The sequence below is a fragment of the Streptomyces lincolnensis genome, assembly GCF_001685355.1.
GTDB classification, from domain to species: domain Bacteria; phylum Actinomycetota; class Actinomycetes; order Streptomycetales; family Streptomycetaceae; genus Streptomyces; species Streptomyces lincolnensis.
In genome coordinates, this window is sequence record NZ_CP016438.1 from 902,926 (window position 1) to 917,494 (window position 14,569).

At 72.2% G+C, this 14,569-nt stretch carries 11 protein-coding genes and 3 pseudogenes; 8 read left to right on the top strand and 6 right to left on the bottom strand.

Annotated elements, in window-relative coordinates; all coding sequences use genetic code 11:
• Positions 1 to 18: 18 nt before the first annotated feature.
• On the bottom strand, positions 19 to 1,323 hold the full coding sequence (locus tag SLINC_RS04025) for a cysteate synthase (RefSeq protein WP_067426780.1): 1,305 nt from the start codon (positions 1,321 to 1,323) through the stop codon (positions 19 to 21).
• A 467-nt stretch (positions 1,324 to 1,790) separates the two neighbouring features.
• Here SLINC_RS04025 and SLINC_RS04030 point away from each other — a divergent pair, with 467 nt between their 5' ends.
• From SLINC_RS04030 to SLINC_RS49160, 3 genes and pseudogenes are all read left to right on the top strand, one after another.
• Positions 1,791 to 2,741 carry a thiamine pyrophosphate-dependent enzyme gene (locus tag SLINC_RS04030; protein ID WP_067426783.1) on the top strand — a complete coding sequence of 317 codons (951 nt, stop codon included), beginning with the start codon at positions 1,791 to 1,793 and terminating at the stop codon, positions 2,739 to 2,741.
• 1 nt (position 2,742) lies between these two features.
• A pseudogene (locus SLINC_RS49155) lies at positions 2,743 to 3,708 on the top strand (alpha-ketoacid dehydrogenase subunit beta); the annotation flags it as partial.
• 132 nt (positions 3,709 to 3,840) lie between these two features.
• Positions 3,841 to 4,755, top strand: a pseudogene (locus SLINC_RS49160) (dihydrolipoamide acetyltransferase family protein); the annotation flags it as partial.
• Positions 4,756 to 4,758: 3 nt separating this feature from the next.
• On the opposite strand, the gene SLINC_RS04040 reads toward SLINC_RS49160, so the two are convergent.
• Positions 4,759 to 6,387, bottom strand: coding sequence for a hypothetical protein (locus SLINC_RS04040; RefSeq protein ID WP_225988235.1), 1,629 nt, complete (start codon positions 6,385 to 6,387; stop codon positions 4,759 to 4,761).
• A 278-nt stretch (positions 6,388 to 6,665) separates the two neighbouring features.
• Here SLINC_RS04040 and argG point away from each other — a divergent pair, with 278 nt between their 5' ends.
• Positions 6,666 to 8,111, top strand: coding sequence for an argininosuccinate synthase (gene argG / locus SLINC_RS04045; protein WP_067426793.1), 1,446 nt, complete (start codon positions 6,666 to 6,668; stop codon positions 8,109 to 8,111).
• Positions 8,112 to 8,317: 206 nt separating this feature from the next.
• Here argG and SLINC_RS04050 read toward each other — a convergent pair whose 3' ends face one another.
• Together SLINC_RS04050 and SLINC_RS04055 are read right to left on the bottom strand one after the other, a co-directional pair.
• Positions 8,318 to 8,869, bottom strand: coding sequence for a YciI family protein (locus SLINC_RS04050; RefSeq protein ID WP_067426796.1), 552 nt, complete (start codon positions 8,867 to 8,869; stop codon positions 8,318 to 8,320).
• A 49-nt stretch (positions 8,870 to 8,918) separates the two neighbouring features.
• On the bottom strand, positions 8,919 to 9,653 hold the full coding sequence (locus SLINC_RS04055; protein ID WP_067426800.1) for an anti-sigma factor antagonist: 735 nt from the start codon (positions 9,651 to 9,653) through the stop codon (positions 8,919 to 8,921).
• 129 nt (positions 9,654 to 9,782) lie between these two features.
• Here SLINC_RS04055 and SLINC_RS04060 point away from each other — a divergent pair, with 129 nt between their 5' ends.
• Positions 9,783 to 10,121: a helix-turn-helix transcriptional regulator gene (locus SLINC_RS04060; protein ID WP_067426805.1), complete on the top strand. Its 339-nt coding sequence runs from the start codon at positions 9,783 to 9,785 to the stop codon at positions 10,119 to 10,121.
• Between the two features lie 87 nt (positions 10,122 to 10,208).
• Here SLINC_RS04060 and SLINC_RS47165 read toward each other — a convergent pair.
• Positions 10,209 to 10,544: pseudogene (locus SLINC_RS47165) on the bottom strand (alpha-L-rhamnosidase N-terminal domain-containing protein); the annotation flags it as partial.
• A 237-nt stretch (positions 10,545 to 10,781) separates the two neighbouring features.
• On the opposite strand from SLINC_RS47165, the gene dhaK reads away from it, so the two are divergent.
• Positions 10,782 to 11,774 carry a dihydroxyacetone kinase subunit DhaK gene (gene dhaK, locus SLINC_RS04070; RefSeq protein WP_067426812.1) on the top strand — a complete coding sequence of 331 codons (993 nt, stop codon included), beginning with the start codon at positions 10,782 to 10,784 and terminating at the stop codon, positions 11,772 to 11,774.
• Positions 11,775 to 11,808: 34 nt separating this feature from the next.
• Here the strand turns inward: dhaK and SLINC_RS04075 are convergent, their stop codons facing one another.
• Positions 11,809 to 13,053, bottom strand: a complete 1,245-nt coding sequence (locus tag SLINC_RS04075; protein ID WP_067426815.1) for an RNA-guided endonuclease InsQ/TnpB family protein — start codon at positions 13,051 to 13,053, stop codon at positions 11,809 to 11,811.
• A 306-nt stretch (positions 13,054 to 13,359) separates the two neighbouring features.
• Here SLINC_RS04075 and dhaL point away from each other — a divergent pair, with 306 nt between their 5' ends.
• Together dhaL and SLINC_RS04085 are read left to right on the top strand one after the other, a co-directional pair.
• On the top strand, positions 13,360 to 13,968 hold the full coding sequence (dhaL, locus tag SLINC_RS04080) for a dihydroxyacetone kinase subunit DhaL (RefSeq protein ID WP_067426818.1): 609 nt from the start codon (positions 13,360 to 13,362) through the stop codon (positions 13,966 to 13,968).
• Positions 13,961 to 14,371, top strand: a complete 411-nt coding sequence (locus SLINC_RS04085; RefSeq protein WP_067426820.1) for a PTS-dependent dihydroxyacetone kinase phosphotransferase subunit DhaM — start codon at positions 13,961 to 13,963, stop codon at positions 14,369 to 14,371. The genes dhaL and SLINC_RS04085 overlap by 8 nt, the downstream gene beginning before the upstream one ends.
• Positions 14,372 to 14,569: the final 198 nt, after the last annotated feature.

Sequence of the window (14,569 nt, forward strand, 5' to 3'; positions counted from 1 at the left end):
GCTGCGCGGCGGACAGGGTCACCGGGCCTCCCCGACGACGGCCCCGGCGCCGGTGCCCGTCAGCAGCCGTTCCACCTTCTCGGCGACCAGACGTGGTCCCTCCTCGCGGCCGGGCCACAGGACGCGCAGCCACGGGCGGGCGGGGACGAGCGGGAGATCGCGGGCCTGGCGGGCGCGGCCGCCGCCGGTGATGTTGAGGAGCACCAGTTCGTCCCTGCGGACCTGCCCGGCCAGGACGGCTTCGGCCAGGGCGGCCAGGGCGACCCCGGCACCGGGCTCGATGTCGATGCCCTCGACCTCCTCGAAGAGGGCCAGGGCGGCGAGCGCGGCCTCGTTGTCGGTACATCGGATGTCGCCGCCGCTCTCGGCCAGCACGTCCCGCACGCCGCCGCGCACGGTGAACGGCGGGCGGCGGTTGGTCAGTTCACGAGCCAGCGGCTCGTGCTCGCGGTGCGCGGGGGCCTGGCCGGTGGCCCGCCAGGCCTCGTGCAGGGGCGCGAAGGGCGCGTTCTGACACATCAGCAGGCGCGGCAGGCGCTCGCCCTCCTCGCGGACGCGGCGCGCGGCCTCGTGGGCGCCGATCGCTCCGGTCCCGCTGCCGACGGCCTGTACATAGGTCTCCGGGAGACGGCCGAGGACCTCGGCGGCGGCCAGCATGACGGTGCCCAGGCCGTCGCGCCGTCCGACGTTGCGCGCCCCGCCCTCGGCGTGGTGGCCGGGCAGCGCGGCCAGCAGGTCGGCGCAGGCGATGGCGTCGCTGTAGGTGGCGGCGCCGTCGAGGACGACGATCCGCACGCACGGGTCGAGCGGGGCGGGGAACCGCATCCGTTCCATCGCCGGGGCGGGCACGACGAGCAGGCAGGGCACCCGGTGCAAGGTGGCCGCCCAGGCGAAGGCGGCGGCGGTGTTGCCCGCCGAGGGGATGACGAGGACGGGCGGCGCGGCGGGCAGCCGGCCGAGCACCGTGTACGCCTCCAGGTCCTTGAAGGTGCAGGTCGGCAACTGCGCCCCGCGTTCGGGCCAGTAGCCGTTGAAGGCGACCCAGAGCCGGTCGAGGCCGATCCGGCGGCCGAGGCGTTCGGCGTGGTGCACGACCGGTCCGGGCACGTCCGGGAAGGTCCGTGCCACCGGCAGCAGCGGGGCGTGCCGGAACAGCCCGGTGTCCGTACCGGCACCGGCCGGGATGCCGGCGTACTCGGTGCGCAGGAATGCCGGTTCGTGCCGACGGGAGCAGTCGAGTATGAGGCCGTCGTCCTCGTAGCGGGTTCCGCATGAGGAACAGACAACTGTGTAGTGCCGTGTTCCCGGGCGTCCTCGGGACATCTTCCCTTGCCTTCCGCAGTGCCGCGTATCGCTGATCAATTGGAACCGGCTCCGCGGTACGGGAAGGAGACCCACGAATTACTTCTTGCTGAACGCCAGTTGACACATCGCCCGCACCGGCGCCGCTCACCTGCGCATTGTTCAGGCCCTCTTCATCTGCCCGTACCGGTGCGGTGGTGGGGAAAGAAACCGCTCCTGTAGATCATCCGAGACGCGTACACCGTTCACGAAAGGTTGACGGGAAAATGATGGATTCGCCGACGCTTACGGATGACGAGGCCAGGGAAGACCCTTCCGCTTGGCTTCCTTCCGCGGTTCCGGTTTCCTTTTTGCCGGCGCCGCCAGCGCCACTGTCGTCGAATTCGTCATCGAATGGCAAAGTCCGGGAATTCGCTCCGGCTGCACGGGCGGAGCACCGGTCGTACGCCGAGCCGCCGCCCGGCGCTCTGCTGGCGGCGTACCGACGGATGGTCGTCGGGCGCCGCTTCGACGAGCAGGCCACGGCGCTCGCCCGGCAGGGCCGGCTGGCGGTCCATCCGTCCAGCCTCGGCCAGGAGGCCTGCCAGGTCGGTGCCGCCCTCGCCCTGCGCGCCACGGACTGGCTGTTCCCCACCTACCGCGACTGCGTCGCCCTGGTCAGCCGGGACATCGACCCGGTCGAGGCGTTGACGCTGCTGCGCGGTGACGCCCACTGCGGCTACGACCCCGTGCGGCACCGCACCGCCCCCCAGTGCACCCCGCTGGCCACCCACACCGCCCACGCCACCGGGCTCGCCCACGCCGAGCGGCTCAAGGGCACCGACACGGTCGCGCTGGCGCTCCTGGGCGACGGCGCGACCAGCGAGGGCGACTTCCACGAGGCGCTGAACCTGGCGGGTGTGCTGCGGGCACCCGTGGTGTTCCTGGTGCAGAACAACGGGTACGCCATCTCCGTCCCGCTGTCCGAGCAGTGCGCGGCACCGAGCCTGGCGTACAAGGGCGTCGGGTACGGCGTCCGCTCGGAGCAGGTGGACGGCAACGACGCCGCCGCGGTCCTCGCCGTACTGACCACCGCCGTCGAGGACGCGCGAGCCGGCGGCGGGCCCTGGCTGGTCGAGGCGCACACCTACCGCATGGCCCCGCACACCAGCGCCGACGACCCCTCCCGCTACCGCACGGCCGAGGAGACCGAGCGCTGGCGGGCCCGCGATCCGATCGCCCGGCTGGAATCCGCCCTGGTCGAGCGCGGGTTGCTGACCGACGACGACGTGCGGGCGGTGGCGGCCGAGGCGGCGCGGTACGCCGTCGGTGTCCGCGAACGCCTCGCGGCGGACCCCGAGTTGGATCCGCTCGGCCTCCTCGACCACGTCTTCGGCGCGCCGACCCCGCAGCTCGCCGCTCAACGCGACGCTCTGCGGGCCGAAGGGGAGGGCTGCTGACATGGCGGATGGAACGACGATGGCGCAGGCCCTCAATCACGCACTGCGGGACGCGCTCGACGCGGACGAGCGGGTCGTCGTCCTCGGTGAGGACGTCGGCCGCCTCGGTGGCGTCTTCCGGGTGACCGACGGCCTCACCGAAACGTTCGGCACCCGGCGCTGCTTCGACACGCCGGTGTCCGAGGCGGGTATCGCCGGTCTCGCGCTCGGCATGGCGATGGGCGGGTTCCGGCCCGTGGTGGAGATGCAGTTCGACGCGTTCGCCTATCCCGCGTTCGAGCAGATCGCCTCGCACATCGCCAAGATGCGCAACCGGACCCGGGGCGCCCTGCCGCTGCCCCTGGTCGTCCGGATCCCCTACGGCGGCGGTATCGGCGGGGTCGAGCACCACAGCGACTCCAGCGAGGCCTACTACGCCCACACCGCGGGCCTGAAGGTGGTGACCCCGGCGACGGCGGCGGACGCCTACTCCCTGCTCCGCGAGGCGATCGACGACCCCGACCCGGTGGTCTTCCTGGAACCCAAGCGCCACTACTGGACCCGCGAACGGCTCGAACTGCCCGTCCGTACCGAGCCGTTCGGCACCGCCGCGATCCGCCGCACCGGGGGCGACGCCACCCTCGTGGCGTACGGCCCGTCACTCGCGGTGGTCCTTGAGGCGGCCGAGCGGGCCGCGGGCGAGGGCCTGGAGGTGGAGGTGCTGGACCTGCGCACCCTGGTCCCGCTGGACGACCGTACGCTGACCGACTCGGTGCGGCGCACCGGCCGGTGCCTGGTGGTGCACGAGGCGCAGGGCTTCGCCGGGGTGGGTGCCGAGATCGCGGCACGCGTGCAGGAGCGCTGTTTCGACGCCCTGCGCGCACCGGTGCTGCGGGTCACCGGCTTCGACATCCCTTATCCGCCTCCGCTGTTGGAGGGCGCCCATCTGCCGGGCGTCGAGCGGGTGCTCGACGGCCTGCGCCGGCTGCTGCCCGCCGGCGCCGGACTCCGCCCCGCCCGCGACGGTTCGGCGCACACCGAGTCGGCGGCCGCCGCCCGGACCTTCCACCTCCCCGACCTGGGCGAGGGGCTCACGGAGGCCGAGGTGCTGGAGTGGAAGGTCGCCGTGGGCGACGTCGTGGAGCACGATCAGGTCGTCGTCGAGGTGGAGACGGCCAAGTCCGTGGTGACGCTGCCGAGTCCGTATGCCGGGACGGTGTCGGCCCTGCACCACGGGACCGGTGAGGTCGTGCCGGTGGGGGCTCCGCTGTTCACGGTCGCGCCGGAGGCCGACGCCGGTGCCGATTCGGGTGCCGTGCTCACCGGTTACGGGACGGGCGCGGCGAAGGGGTGGTCGCGGGCCGGGAGTTCCTCCGCGGACACGGGCACCCGCGTTCCCTTGGACGCCTCCGCCGACAAGTTCGTCCGCGGTCACCGCGACACGCCTTCCGTGACGATCTGGGCCGACGCCGACGCCACCGGCCTGCTCGCCGCCCGCGACGTTCTCGGAACGGGCCTGCTGCCCCTGCTCGCGCGGGCCTGTCTCGCCGGGCTGGCCGCCTTCCCCGAGCTCAACGCCCGCGTCGACGCCGAACGCGGCGAGATCGTCCGCCCGCCCCGGGTGCACCTGGGCATCGCCGCGCAGACCGCGCACGGTCTGCTCGTGCCGGTCGTCCGCGACGCCGACCGCCTGTCCCCGGACGACCTCGCGGCCGAACTGCGGCGCCTGACCGCCCTGGCCCGGCGGGGCACGCTCCCGGTGGAGCATCGCACCGGCGGCACGTTCACCCTCAACAACTACGGCGTCCTCGGCGTCGACGGCGCCACTCCGATCCTCAATCATCCGCAGGCCGCGATGCTCGGCGTGGGCCGCGTCGTCGAGCGTCCTTGGGCGGTGGACGGCCGGGTGGAGGTGCGCAAGGTGGTCCACGTGTCGCTGACGTTCGACCACCGGGTGTGCGACGGCGGCACCGCGGCGGGGTTCCTGCGTCAGGTCGTCGACGGCATCATCACCCCTGAGGGAGCGGCCCCCTGACGGTCAGCAGCCGCCGGGCGGCGAGGAGGGCGCCGCATATCCGGAGCCGATCCGGTACACGCCCGGCCCGCCCACCGACAGCAGGGTGAACTCGCCCTCCCGCCGCAGACAACCGCCCGCCACCCGCAGCCACGGCGAGTAGGCGACCCGCACGCGCACCGAGCCGGGCGCCGGCATCCACACGTCCAGTTCGTCCGCCGTGGCGCGCATCACGCGCGCGGGCGCCGTCACCAGGGGTACGGCGTCCCGCACCCGGTAGACCCGCCAGTGCGCGTCGCTCCACACCGGTTCCAGCCACGCGGGCCCGCTGCGCACCAGCCGGGCCTCGGCCGCACCGTAGCGGTCGGGCACGGCGTCGGGCAGCACCACGAAGCCGACGGCCCACCGGTCCAGCCAGGCACGGTAGGCCGACGGCGAGAACGTGCCGTCGTAGAAGAGCCGGCCGCGCTCCATGTCCAGCTGGGTGTTGAAGCCGCGGGCCAGATTGACGTACGGGGAGAGGACGGCGGCCTCCCGGTGGTCGTCGGCCGGGACCACCTCCACCCGCGTGCCCCGCGCGCCGAGCCGGTCCAGGGCCCGGACGACCCCGTGGGCGTCGGCCGCCCAGGCCGGGACCCGGTCCGTGCCGCGCAGGAAGGTCACAGGCGTTCCCGATCCCAGCCATGCCAGGGACGCGACGAGCGCACAGGCCAGGGCGCCCCGCAGGTGCCGCGCGCCCCGCTCCGTGGAGAGCAGGGCGGCGAGCAGCACGGCGGGCGCGAACAGCAGCGCGAGGCGCTCGACGTTGGTGCCGATCGGCGAGGGGATCAGATACGTCAGCAGGACACCCGCCACGTAGACCGCGGCTCCCCGCCGCACCAGCCGCCATCCGCGCGGTGCCAGGAGCGCGACCGCCAGGCCCAGCAGGGCGGGCCACAGGATGCGTGCCGCCGGCATCGGCTGCCGGCCGTGGAAGGGGAACAGCACCGTGGTCGTCCCCACGACCACGAACGGGGGCACGATCAGGGCCGCGGCCCGTGGCCAGTCCCGCGACAGTGCGTAGGCCGCGCCCGCCACCACCAGGAACAGTCCGGCCACCGGGCTCGCCGCCGTAGCGAGCAGCCCGTACCCGGCGCTCAGCGCCGGCCGCCGCTCCCCCACCAGCAGCACACAGGCCGCGAGGGCGAAGGCGACACCGAGCGCGAAGGTCACCCGGCCCGCCGCGACATCCGCCCACAGGCCGAACGCGGCGAGCAGGGCGGGCGCGAGCGGGCGCCGGATCCCCGACCGTACGCACAGGACCGCCGCCGGCCAGCCGGCGGCGAGACCCGCGGCGACGGCCACCGTCCGGACGCCGAAGAAGCCCATCAGATACGGCGAGAGGAGGCTGTAGTTGGCCATGTGCGCCCCGCCGAACCAGAACAGCCCGTACGCCGAGCCGCCGTGCTCGGCGGCGAAACGCGCCCAGGTCTCCTGGGCGGCCAGGTCACCGCCGCCGTTGGCGCGGAACAACGCCCACACCGCGTACAGCGGGAGCATGGTCACCGTGGCCAGCAGCGGGACACGGTGACGGCGGACGAACGTCCGGGAGGCACCGGTGGGCGGGGGCGCGCCGCGCGTGGGGGCAGGCTTCAGCTCGACGGCAGCTGTCATGAAGGGCCACGTCTCCGATCGGGGATGTCCGCAGCCGGGTCGGGCGGTGCACGGGCACGCGAAGGGGCACGCGCCGAGGCCGTCAGGACGGCGCCGACTGCCCTTTCAGTCTTGATCGCGACGATCCGCACGACATCAGCCGTTCGACCGAGGGCCCGGCGCCGCATTCCTCGTGGATCGGCTTTATGGCACGAGGCCGGAGGTCCGCCGGCGCCCCGCCGGGAAGTGTGACCGAACCCCCCTTTGCATGACCATGCGAGATGATGCATAATCTTCCTATGTCCAAGGTCCTCACCTCCCTTCCCGCCGGCGAACGCGTCGGCATCGCCTTCTCCGGCGGCCTCGACACCTCGGTCGCGGTCGCATGGATGCGCGACAAGGGCGCCGTCCCGTGCACCTACACCGCCGACATCGGGCAGTACGACGAACCCGACATCGCCTCGGTGCCCGGCCGCGCCAAGACCTACGGCGCCGAGATCGCCCGCCTGGTCGACTGCCGCGCGGCGCTGGTCGAGGAGGGCCTGGCCGCGCTCACCTGCGGCGCGTTCCACATCCGCTCCGGCGGGCGGGCGTACTTCAACACCACCCCGCTGGGCCGTGCCGTCACCGGCACCCTGCTGGTGCGGGCGATGCTGGAGGACAACGTCCAGATCTGGGGCGACGGCTCCACCTTCAAGGGCAACGACATCGAGCGGTTCTACCGCTACGGCCTGCTCGCCAACCCGCACCTGAGGATCTACAAGCCCTGGCTGGACGCGGACTTCGTGACGGAGCTCGGCGGCCGCAAGGAGATGTCGGAGTGGCTGGTCGCCCATGACCTGCCCTACCGGGACTCGACGGAGAAGGCGTACTCCACCGACGCCAACATCTGGGGCGCCACCCACGAGGCGAAGACGCTGGAGCACCTGGACACCGGCGTCGAGACCGTCGAGCCGATCATGGGCGTGCGGTTCTGGGACCCGTCGGTCGAGATCGCCACCGAGGACGTCACCATCGGCTTCGAGCAGGGCCGCCCGGTGACGATCAACGGCAAGGAGTTCGCCTCCGCCGTCGACCTGGTCATGGAGGCCAACGCCATCGGCGGCCGGCACGGCCTGGGCATGTCCGACCAGATCGAGAACCGGATCATCGAGGCCAAGAGCCGCGGCATCTACGAGGCGCCGGGCATGGCCCTCCTCCACGCCGCCTACGAGCGTCTCGTCAACGCCATCCACAACGAGGACACCCTCGCCCAGTACCACAACGAGGGCCGGCGTCTGGGCCGTCTGATGTACGAGGGCCGCTGGCTGGACCCGCAGGCGCTGATGATCCGCGAGTCGCTCCAGCGCTGGGTCGGCACGGCGGTCACCGGCGAGGTCACCCTCCGCCTGCGGCGCGGCGAGGACTACTCGATCCTCGACACGGCCGGCCCCGCCTTCAGCTACCACCCGGACAAGCTCTCCATGGAGCGCACCGAGGACTCGGCGTTCGGCCCGGTGGACCGGATCGGCCAGCTCACCATGCGCAACCTCGACATCGCCGACTCCCGGGCCAAGCTGGAGCAGTACGCCGGCCTCGGCCTCATCGGCACCGGCAGCCCCGCCATCGGCGCCGCCCAGGCAGCCGCGACCGGACTGATCGGCAGCATGCCGGAGGGCGGCGCGCAGGCCATCGCCTCCCGCGGCGAGGTCTCCGACGAGGACGCGATGCTGGACCGCGCCGCGATGGAGTCCGGCACGGACTGACCCTCCGAGGACACGCACACAAAGGTCGGCCCGGCGCTCCCGCGCACCGGGCCGGCCTTGTGACGTCGGTCGACGGTTGTCCAAGCGGGTCTGGCGAAGTCGGCCGCGGTTCGGCCGCGCCCTGATGGGGCGCGGGGAACTGCGCGACCAGCCACGTCGGTGCCGCAGACGATCGACGGCATGTCACCGCACCTCCAGCGGAGCGCCTAGCGGCGCCCGCCGAACTCCCACGCATACACCTCGATGTCCGCGTAACGGCCCGCGGTCAGGACGGCGCGCGCCGCGTCCGCGTCCGGCGCCCGCACCAGCGCCGCCGTACCCAGCCAGGCCGCACCGTCGTCGGACAGCAGCGGCCCGTACGCGATCAACTCGTCCTGCCGACCGGACGGCACGTCGAGATCGACGGCCTCCCCGGCGCCGAGACCGATCACCAGGTACCGGTCGCCACCGGTGCGGCCCCCGGGAAAGTCCCACATGGTGCGCCCCAGCACGTTCCGCCACCGGCGCAACAGCACGTCCCGGTACGCGCCCGCCTGGTAGTTGGGCTCGTCGAAGGCGAACGCGCGGGCCGCCGCGGGATCCGGCAGATCGACGATGTGCACACTGCCCAGGAGCGTCTCGCCGTCCTCACTGAAGGCCGGACCGCGGGCGATGAGTTCCTTGGCGTACCGGTCCATGTACGACCAGTGCGCTTCCAGCAACTCCTCACGCAGGGGCAGGGAGCCGGGCCGGTCACGGTGGTAACAGAAGAACTCCATGCCACAGACCCTCCCCGAGGCAGGACGGCATCTCAACCGGCTTTCGCCGTCACCGCGATGGGCAGGCGTGCCCCTCCCCCGCGCCGGAGGCGTCGAGTTCCTTGACCGCCGCCGCGAGATGTCCGGCGAGGGGCTCGGGCAGGGCCCGGTCTTCGACGGTGCCCAGGACCGCTTCGGCGATCAGGTGCAGTTTGATGTTGCTGCGCTGGGAGGCGGCCACCAGCACCTGCCAGGACTGCTGGACGGTGAGATGGAACGAGGCCATGAGGATGCCGCGGGCCATGTCGATCGCCGGGCGCGTCTCCATGGCCCGGCGCAGTTGGACGACCTCGGCCGTCATGGAGTCCTCGGCCTCTTCCGCCGTCCATGCCACCGGCTGCTCAGCCGCCGCGTCCGCTCCGGCGGTGAACAGCGGACCGGTGCCGGTCAGGCCGAGCAGGCGTTCCACGGCCGGGCTGGTGGCACACAGTACGAGGCTCTTGGACGACCGCAGGGCACGGTGGCGCACCCGCAGCAGGACGTTGAGGGCGGAGCAGTCGCAGAACTCGACTCCCGCGAGATCCAGGTCCACACCGCCTTCGGCATGATCCAGCGCGTCGTTGAGCGACTGGTACAGCACGTGGTCGCTCTCCAGGTCGAGCTCGCCGGACACGGTCACGACCAGCCGGTCGCCTTCAGTGCCGACACTCAACTTCAGCGGTACCGGCGTCCGCGTCTGCTGGAACGCGGTGCCGCACTCCGTGCACGACTCCTCGTCTCGGGGACGAACCGCGTGATGGGACATGAGAGCTCCCGGCGCCGACCTTGATTCTCTGCTCCTCCAGCATCACCCCACTCCAGTTTCACGTCAACCGTTACACGAAATGCGATTCGCCTTTTTGAATACGTGAACGAGACGTCGTATCGTGGGTCCATGGACCGAGCGTTGGAATCGCATGCGGGATGGACGTTCCTGACCAATCACGCCCGCGTACTGGCCGCGATCTTCGAGGACCACACGATGCGGGTCCGCGACATCGCCGCCCGCTGCCAGCTCACCGAGCGCGCCGTGCAGAAGATCATCTCCGACCTCGAAGAGGGCGGATACCTCGCCCACGAGCGCCAAGGCCGTTCGAACGTCTACCGCATCGCGCCGGGGACGTTTCTGCGTCATCCCGCCGACGCGGGCGCCACCGTCGCGGAGCTGCTGTCCCTCCTGGTCCATCAGGACAACACGCGTACCGCCGCCGTCGAGGCGCAGGAAGCGCACTGACGGCGGCGGCTCGCGTCAGCGCAGTCGGCTCGTCAGGCGGTACGAGGCCACACCGCCCGAGTGTCCGAGGAAGCGCACACCGTCCACGCGGGCCAGCGGAGCGCGCCCCTCACGGACGGTGTCGGCCGAGACGGCCGGAAGGCGCAAGGTGGCCTTCCACGAGCCGTCCGGCCGGGTGACGACGGACTGGGTGGTCCCGTCGGCGTAGCGGATCAGCAGCTTGGCCTTGAGGGCGAGGGCGTTGCCGTTCTCGGAGTAGTAGGTGCTGCCGTCGGATATCCGACCGTTGTACCAGCCGTTGCCCAGGACGGCCGCCAGGGTGACGGCCGGTTCGCGGGCCACCAGGTGGGTGACGTCGTAGGTGAGGTAGTCGACGCGGGCGTCGTAGACCCCGAGGGCGGAGACGTAGAGCCGCGCCTCGCGGTCAGACTCTCCCCACGCTGGTGACACGCCGCAGCACGGCCGCGCCCCGCGGGCAGGCGGTTCCACCTCCACCGGGAGCACGCGCACGTGACCTGCGGTGCCACAAGGTCGATACTGCCGGGAGCACTGCTCGGCCGACCCTGTCCGACACCGCCGGGATCTGGCGACCCGTCACCGGAGCCGGCACAGGGAAACCACCGGTCGGGCGCCCGTTTACAGGCTCACCAGGAGGTACCCGTGAAGATGCTCATCAACGTCCCGGAGACCGTCGTCGCCGACGCGCTGCGCGGTATGGCGGCCGCCCACCCCGAGTTGACGGTGGATGTGGAGAACCGGGTGATCGTGCGGCGGGACGCGCCCGTGGCCGGGAAGGTCGGGCTGGTCTCCGGTGGTGGGTCGGGGCACGAGCCGCTGCACGGCGGCTTCGTGGGTCCGGGGATGCTGTCGGCGGCCTGCCCCGGCGAGGTGTTCACCTCTCCCGTGCCGGATCAGATGGTGCGGGCCGCGGCGGCCGTGAACAGCGGGGCCGGGGTGCTGTTCATCGTGAAGAACTACACCGGTGACGTGCTCAACTTCGACATGGCGGCCGAACTCGCCGAGGACGAGGGCATCCGGATCGCCAAGGTCCTGGTCGACGACGACGTGGCGGTCACCGACAGCCTCTACACGGCCGGGCGGCGCGGCACCGGCGCCACGCTGTTCGTGGAGAAGATCGCGGGAGCCGCGGCGGACGAGGGGCAGCCGCTGGAGCGGGTGGAGGCGGTGGCCCGTCAGGTCAATGAGAACTCCCGCAGCTTCGGTGTCGCCCTGAGCGCCTGCTCCACGCCCGCGAAGGGCAGCCCCACCTTCGATCTGCCTCCCGGCGAGCTGGAGTTGGGCGTCGGCATCCACGGCGAGCCGGGCCGGGAGCGGCGGGCGATGATGACCTCGCGGGAGATCGCCGACTTCGCGGTCGGCGCGATCCTGGACGACTTCACTCCGGGCGATCCCGTCCTCGTCCTGGTCAACGGCATGGGCGCCACACCGCTGTTGGAGCTGTACGGCTTCAACGCCGAGGTGCAGCGGGTGCTCGCGGAGCGCGGTGTCGCCGTGGCCCGCACGCTCGTCGGCAACTACGTCACCTCGCTCGACATGGCCGGCGCCTCGGTCACGCTGTGCCGGATCGACGAGGAACTGCTGCGCCTGTGGGACGCCCCGGTGCGGACGCCGGGACTGCGCTGGGGCATTTGAAACCTCCCCCGCCTTGAGGCGCGTGATTCCTGGCTCAGGCCGCCTCCTGGAGCAGCGCTCCAGGAGGTCTTACGCCCTCGGCACCAGCCGGGTTGAGACCAGCCCGGACCAGCATCAGACGGGCGGAGTTCTTGTCCCTGGGGGACACAGTTCCGCACGCTGTGCAGGTGTAGGTACGTTCCGAAAGGGGAAGTGCGTGCTTGGTTCTCGCTCCGCGCTGCGCGCAGTCGGTGGTGGTGTGCGCGGGGTGGACCAGGTGCACGATCCGGCCGTGCTTGCGTGCCATCTCGATCAGGGCCCGCTTGGTGGCACCGATCGCGGCGTCCGCTGCCTTCCTTGCCATGGTCGACTTGGCGAGGAACTTCGGGCGGAAGTCCTCGACCGCCAGGACGTCATGGTCGCTCACCACGCGCTTGGCCCACTTGCGGCCGGTGTCCTGGCGCTGCCTGGCGATCCTCGCGTAGGTCTTCGCCCGCCGCTTCTTCGCCTCGCGGTAGCCCTTCGATGCAGCCTGCCCCTTGGCGGGGCTGCGGCGGGCCATCATCCGGTCGTAGTGCGACAGCTTCGCCTGGGCCTTCTTGCCGTGCCGGACGTGGGGCAGGTCGTCTGCGTCGGACGTGGTGGTCGCGGTCTCCTTGACGCCCCAGTCGATGCCGATCACCGCGCCCGTCCCGGGCAGCGGCCGGACCTCGGCCGGGACGACGAAGGAGGCGTACCAGTGGCCGAGGCTGTCCTGGTAGATCCGTACCGAGGACGGGTCGACGGTCAGCCGTCGCGACCACACCACGCTCAGCACGATGTTCCCGGCGAGGTGCAGGCGCCCGTCCTTGATGCGGAAGCCGCGCCGGGTGTAGTTCAGCGTGGGCGGTGCTTCGCGCTTCTTCTTGTGCCTCGGCATCCCGGCGCGCTGCCGCTGCGGCAGGCGTTCCCTGATGTCCTTGTGTGCCTTGGTGCGGGATATGCCGAAGTCGCGGATGATCTGCTGCTGCGGTACCGAGCTGCCCTCGCGCAGCCACGGGGTCACCCGCCGAGCCTGGGTCGGCATTCTGTCGAGCTGGGCCGGGCCGCAGGTCCGCTGGTCCCCGGAATGGTCTTTGTTGTGCGCGTGGACGGCCTGGGACCTGGCCACCGACTCGTTCCACACCCACCGGCAGCGGCCCCACTCGGCGAGCAGTTGCGTGCGGGCGGTCGAGGACACCCGCAGCCGGAAGGCGTACCGGGCGTGCCCGTCCTTCCCGCCCTCCTGCACCTTCACCCCCGGCACGACATCACCACCCATCCCGCGTCCCGCCCGCTGCTCTCGGCTTCCATGACGAGACCATACGTACGACACCCGTACGCCCGTGTCAGGATTGCGCCCTCGTCACCACAACCAGCTAACAGGGGCACGGGCGTTCGCTCCCTGGGGCTCGGCCGGTGGTCTCGCTGGCCTGCGCGCTCCAGGAGACCGGACACGGCGCCGCTCCGCGTCGCCGTCACGCGATGCGAGTCCTCCCCGGCGTGAACGCGCCGGGGGCTCCTCGCGAGAATCAGGTGAACGGGCGGGACAGCCCATCACGACGTACCGACCACGCAAGGAGATCCAGTGTTCGACGCCGACTTCTTCCGCCGTTGGATGACGGCGACCGCCGCGTCCGTCGCTCGTGAGGCGGAACGGCTCACCGCCCTCGACTCACCGATCGGGGACGCCGACCACGGCAGCAATCTTCAGCGCGGGTTCACCGCGGTGACCGCGACGCTGGAGAAGGAGGCGCCGGACACTCCGGGCGCGGTCCTCACGCTCGCCGGACGACAGCTCATCTCGACCGTCGGCGGCGCCTCCGGCCCGTTGTACGGGACGTTGCTGCGCCGCACCGGCAAGGCGCTCGGGGAGGCGGCCGAGGTCAGTGCGGAGCAGCTCGCGGAGGCGCTGCGCGCCGGGGTGGACGCGGTGCGCACACTCGGGGGTGCCGCGCCGGGCGACAAGACCATGATCGACGCCCTGGTGCCCGCGGTGGACGCGCTCGGTGACGGGTTCGCCGCCGCGCGGGCCGCCGCCGAGGAGGGTGCCGTCGCCACCACGCCGTTGCAGGCCCGCAAGGGCCGGGCGAGCTATCTCGGCGAGCGAAGCATCGGGCACCAGGATCCGGGCGCCACATCGGCCTCGCTGCTGATCGCCGCGCTCGCCGAGGCTTCGGAGGCGGCCGATGAGTGACGAGAAGCTGGTCGGGATCGTCCTGGTGTCGCACAGCGCGCAGGTCGCCGCGTCGGTGGCGGAGCTGGCGCTGGGACTCACCGGCGGCGGCGCGGCGGTGCCCGTGGCCCCCGCGGGCGGTACCGAGGACGGCGGGCTCGGCACCAGCGCGGAGCTGATCTCCGCCGCGGCCGCCTCCGTGGACCGGGGAGCCGGTGTCGCCGTGCTCACCGACCTCGGCAGCGCGGTGCTCACCGTGAAGACGCTGCTCGCCGAGGGCGACGAGCTCCCCGACGGCACACGGCTGGTGGACGCGCCGTTCGTCGAGGGCGCGGTGGCCGCGGTCGTCACGGCGGCCACGGGCGCTGACCTCACGGCGGTGGAGGCGGCGGCCGCGGAGGCGTACACCTACCGCAAGGTCTGACGCCCGGAAGGTCTGACACCGCGCGGACCGGGGGCACCGGTCGGGGCGTGCCCGAGGTCCCGCGTCCCGGAGGGGTCCGGTCCGCGCGTGTCCGGCCGGCCGTCTGTCCCGGAGCGGGCGGTGAACTCGCGACCGCGCTCACGCTGCCCGTCGTGCGGCGTGGTGGCGGGTCCTGGACCTCCCGGCTCACCGTCCGGG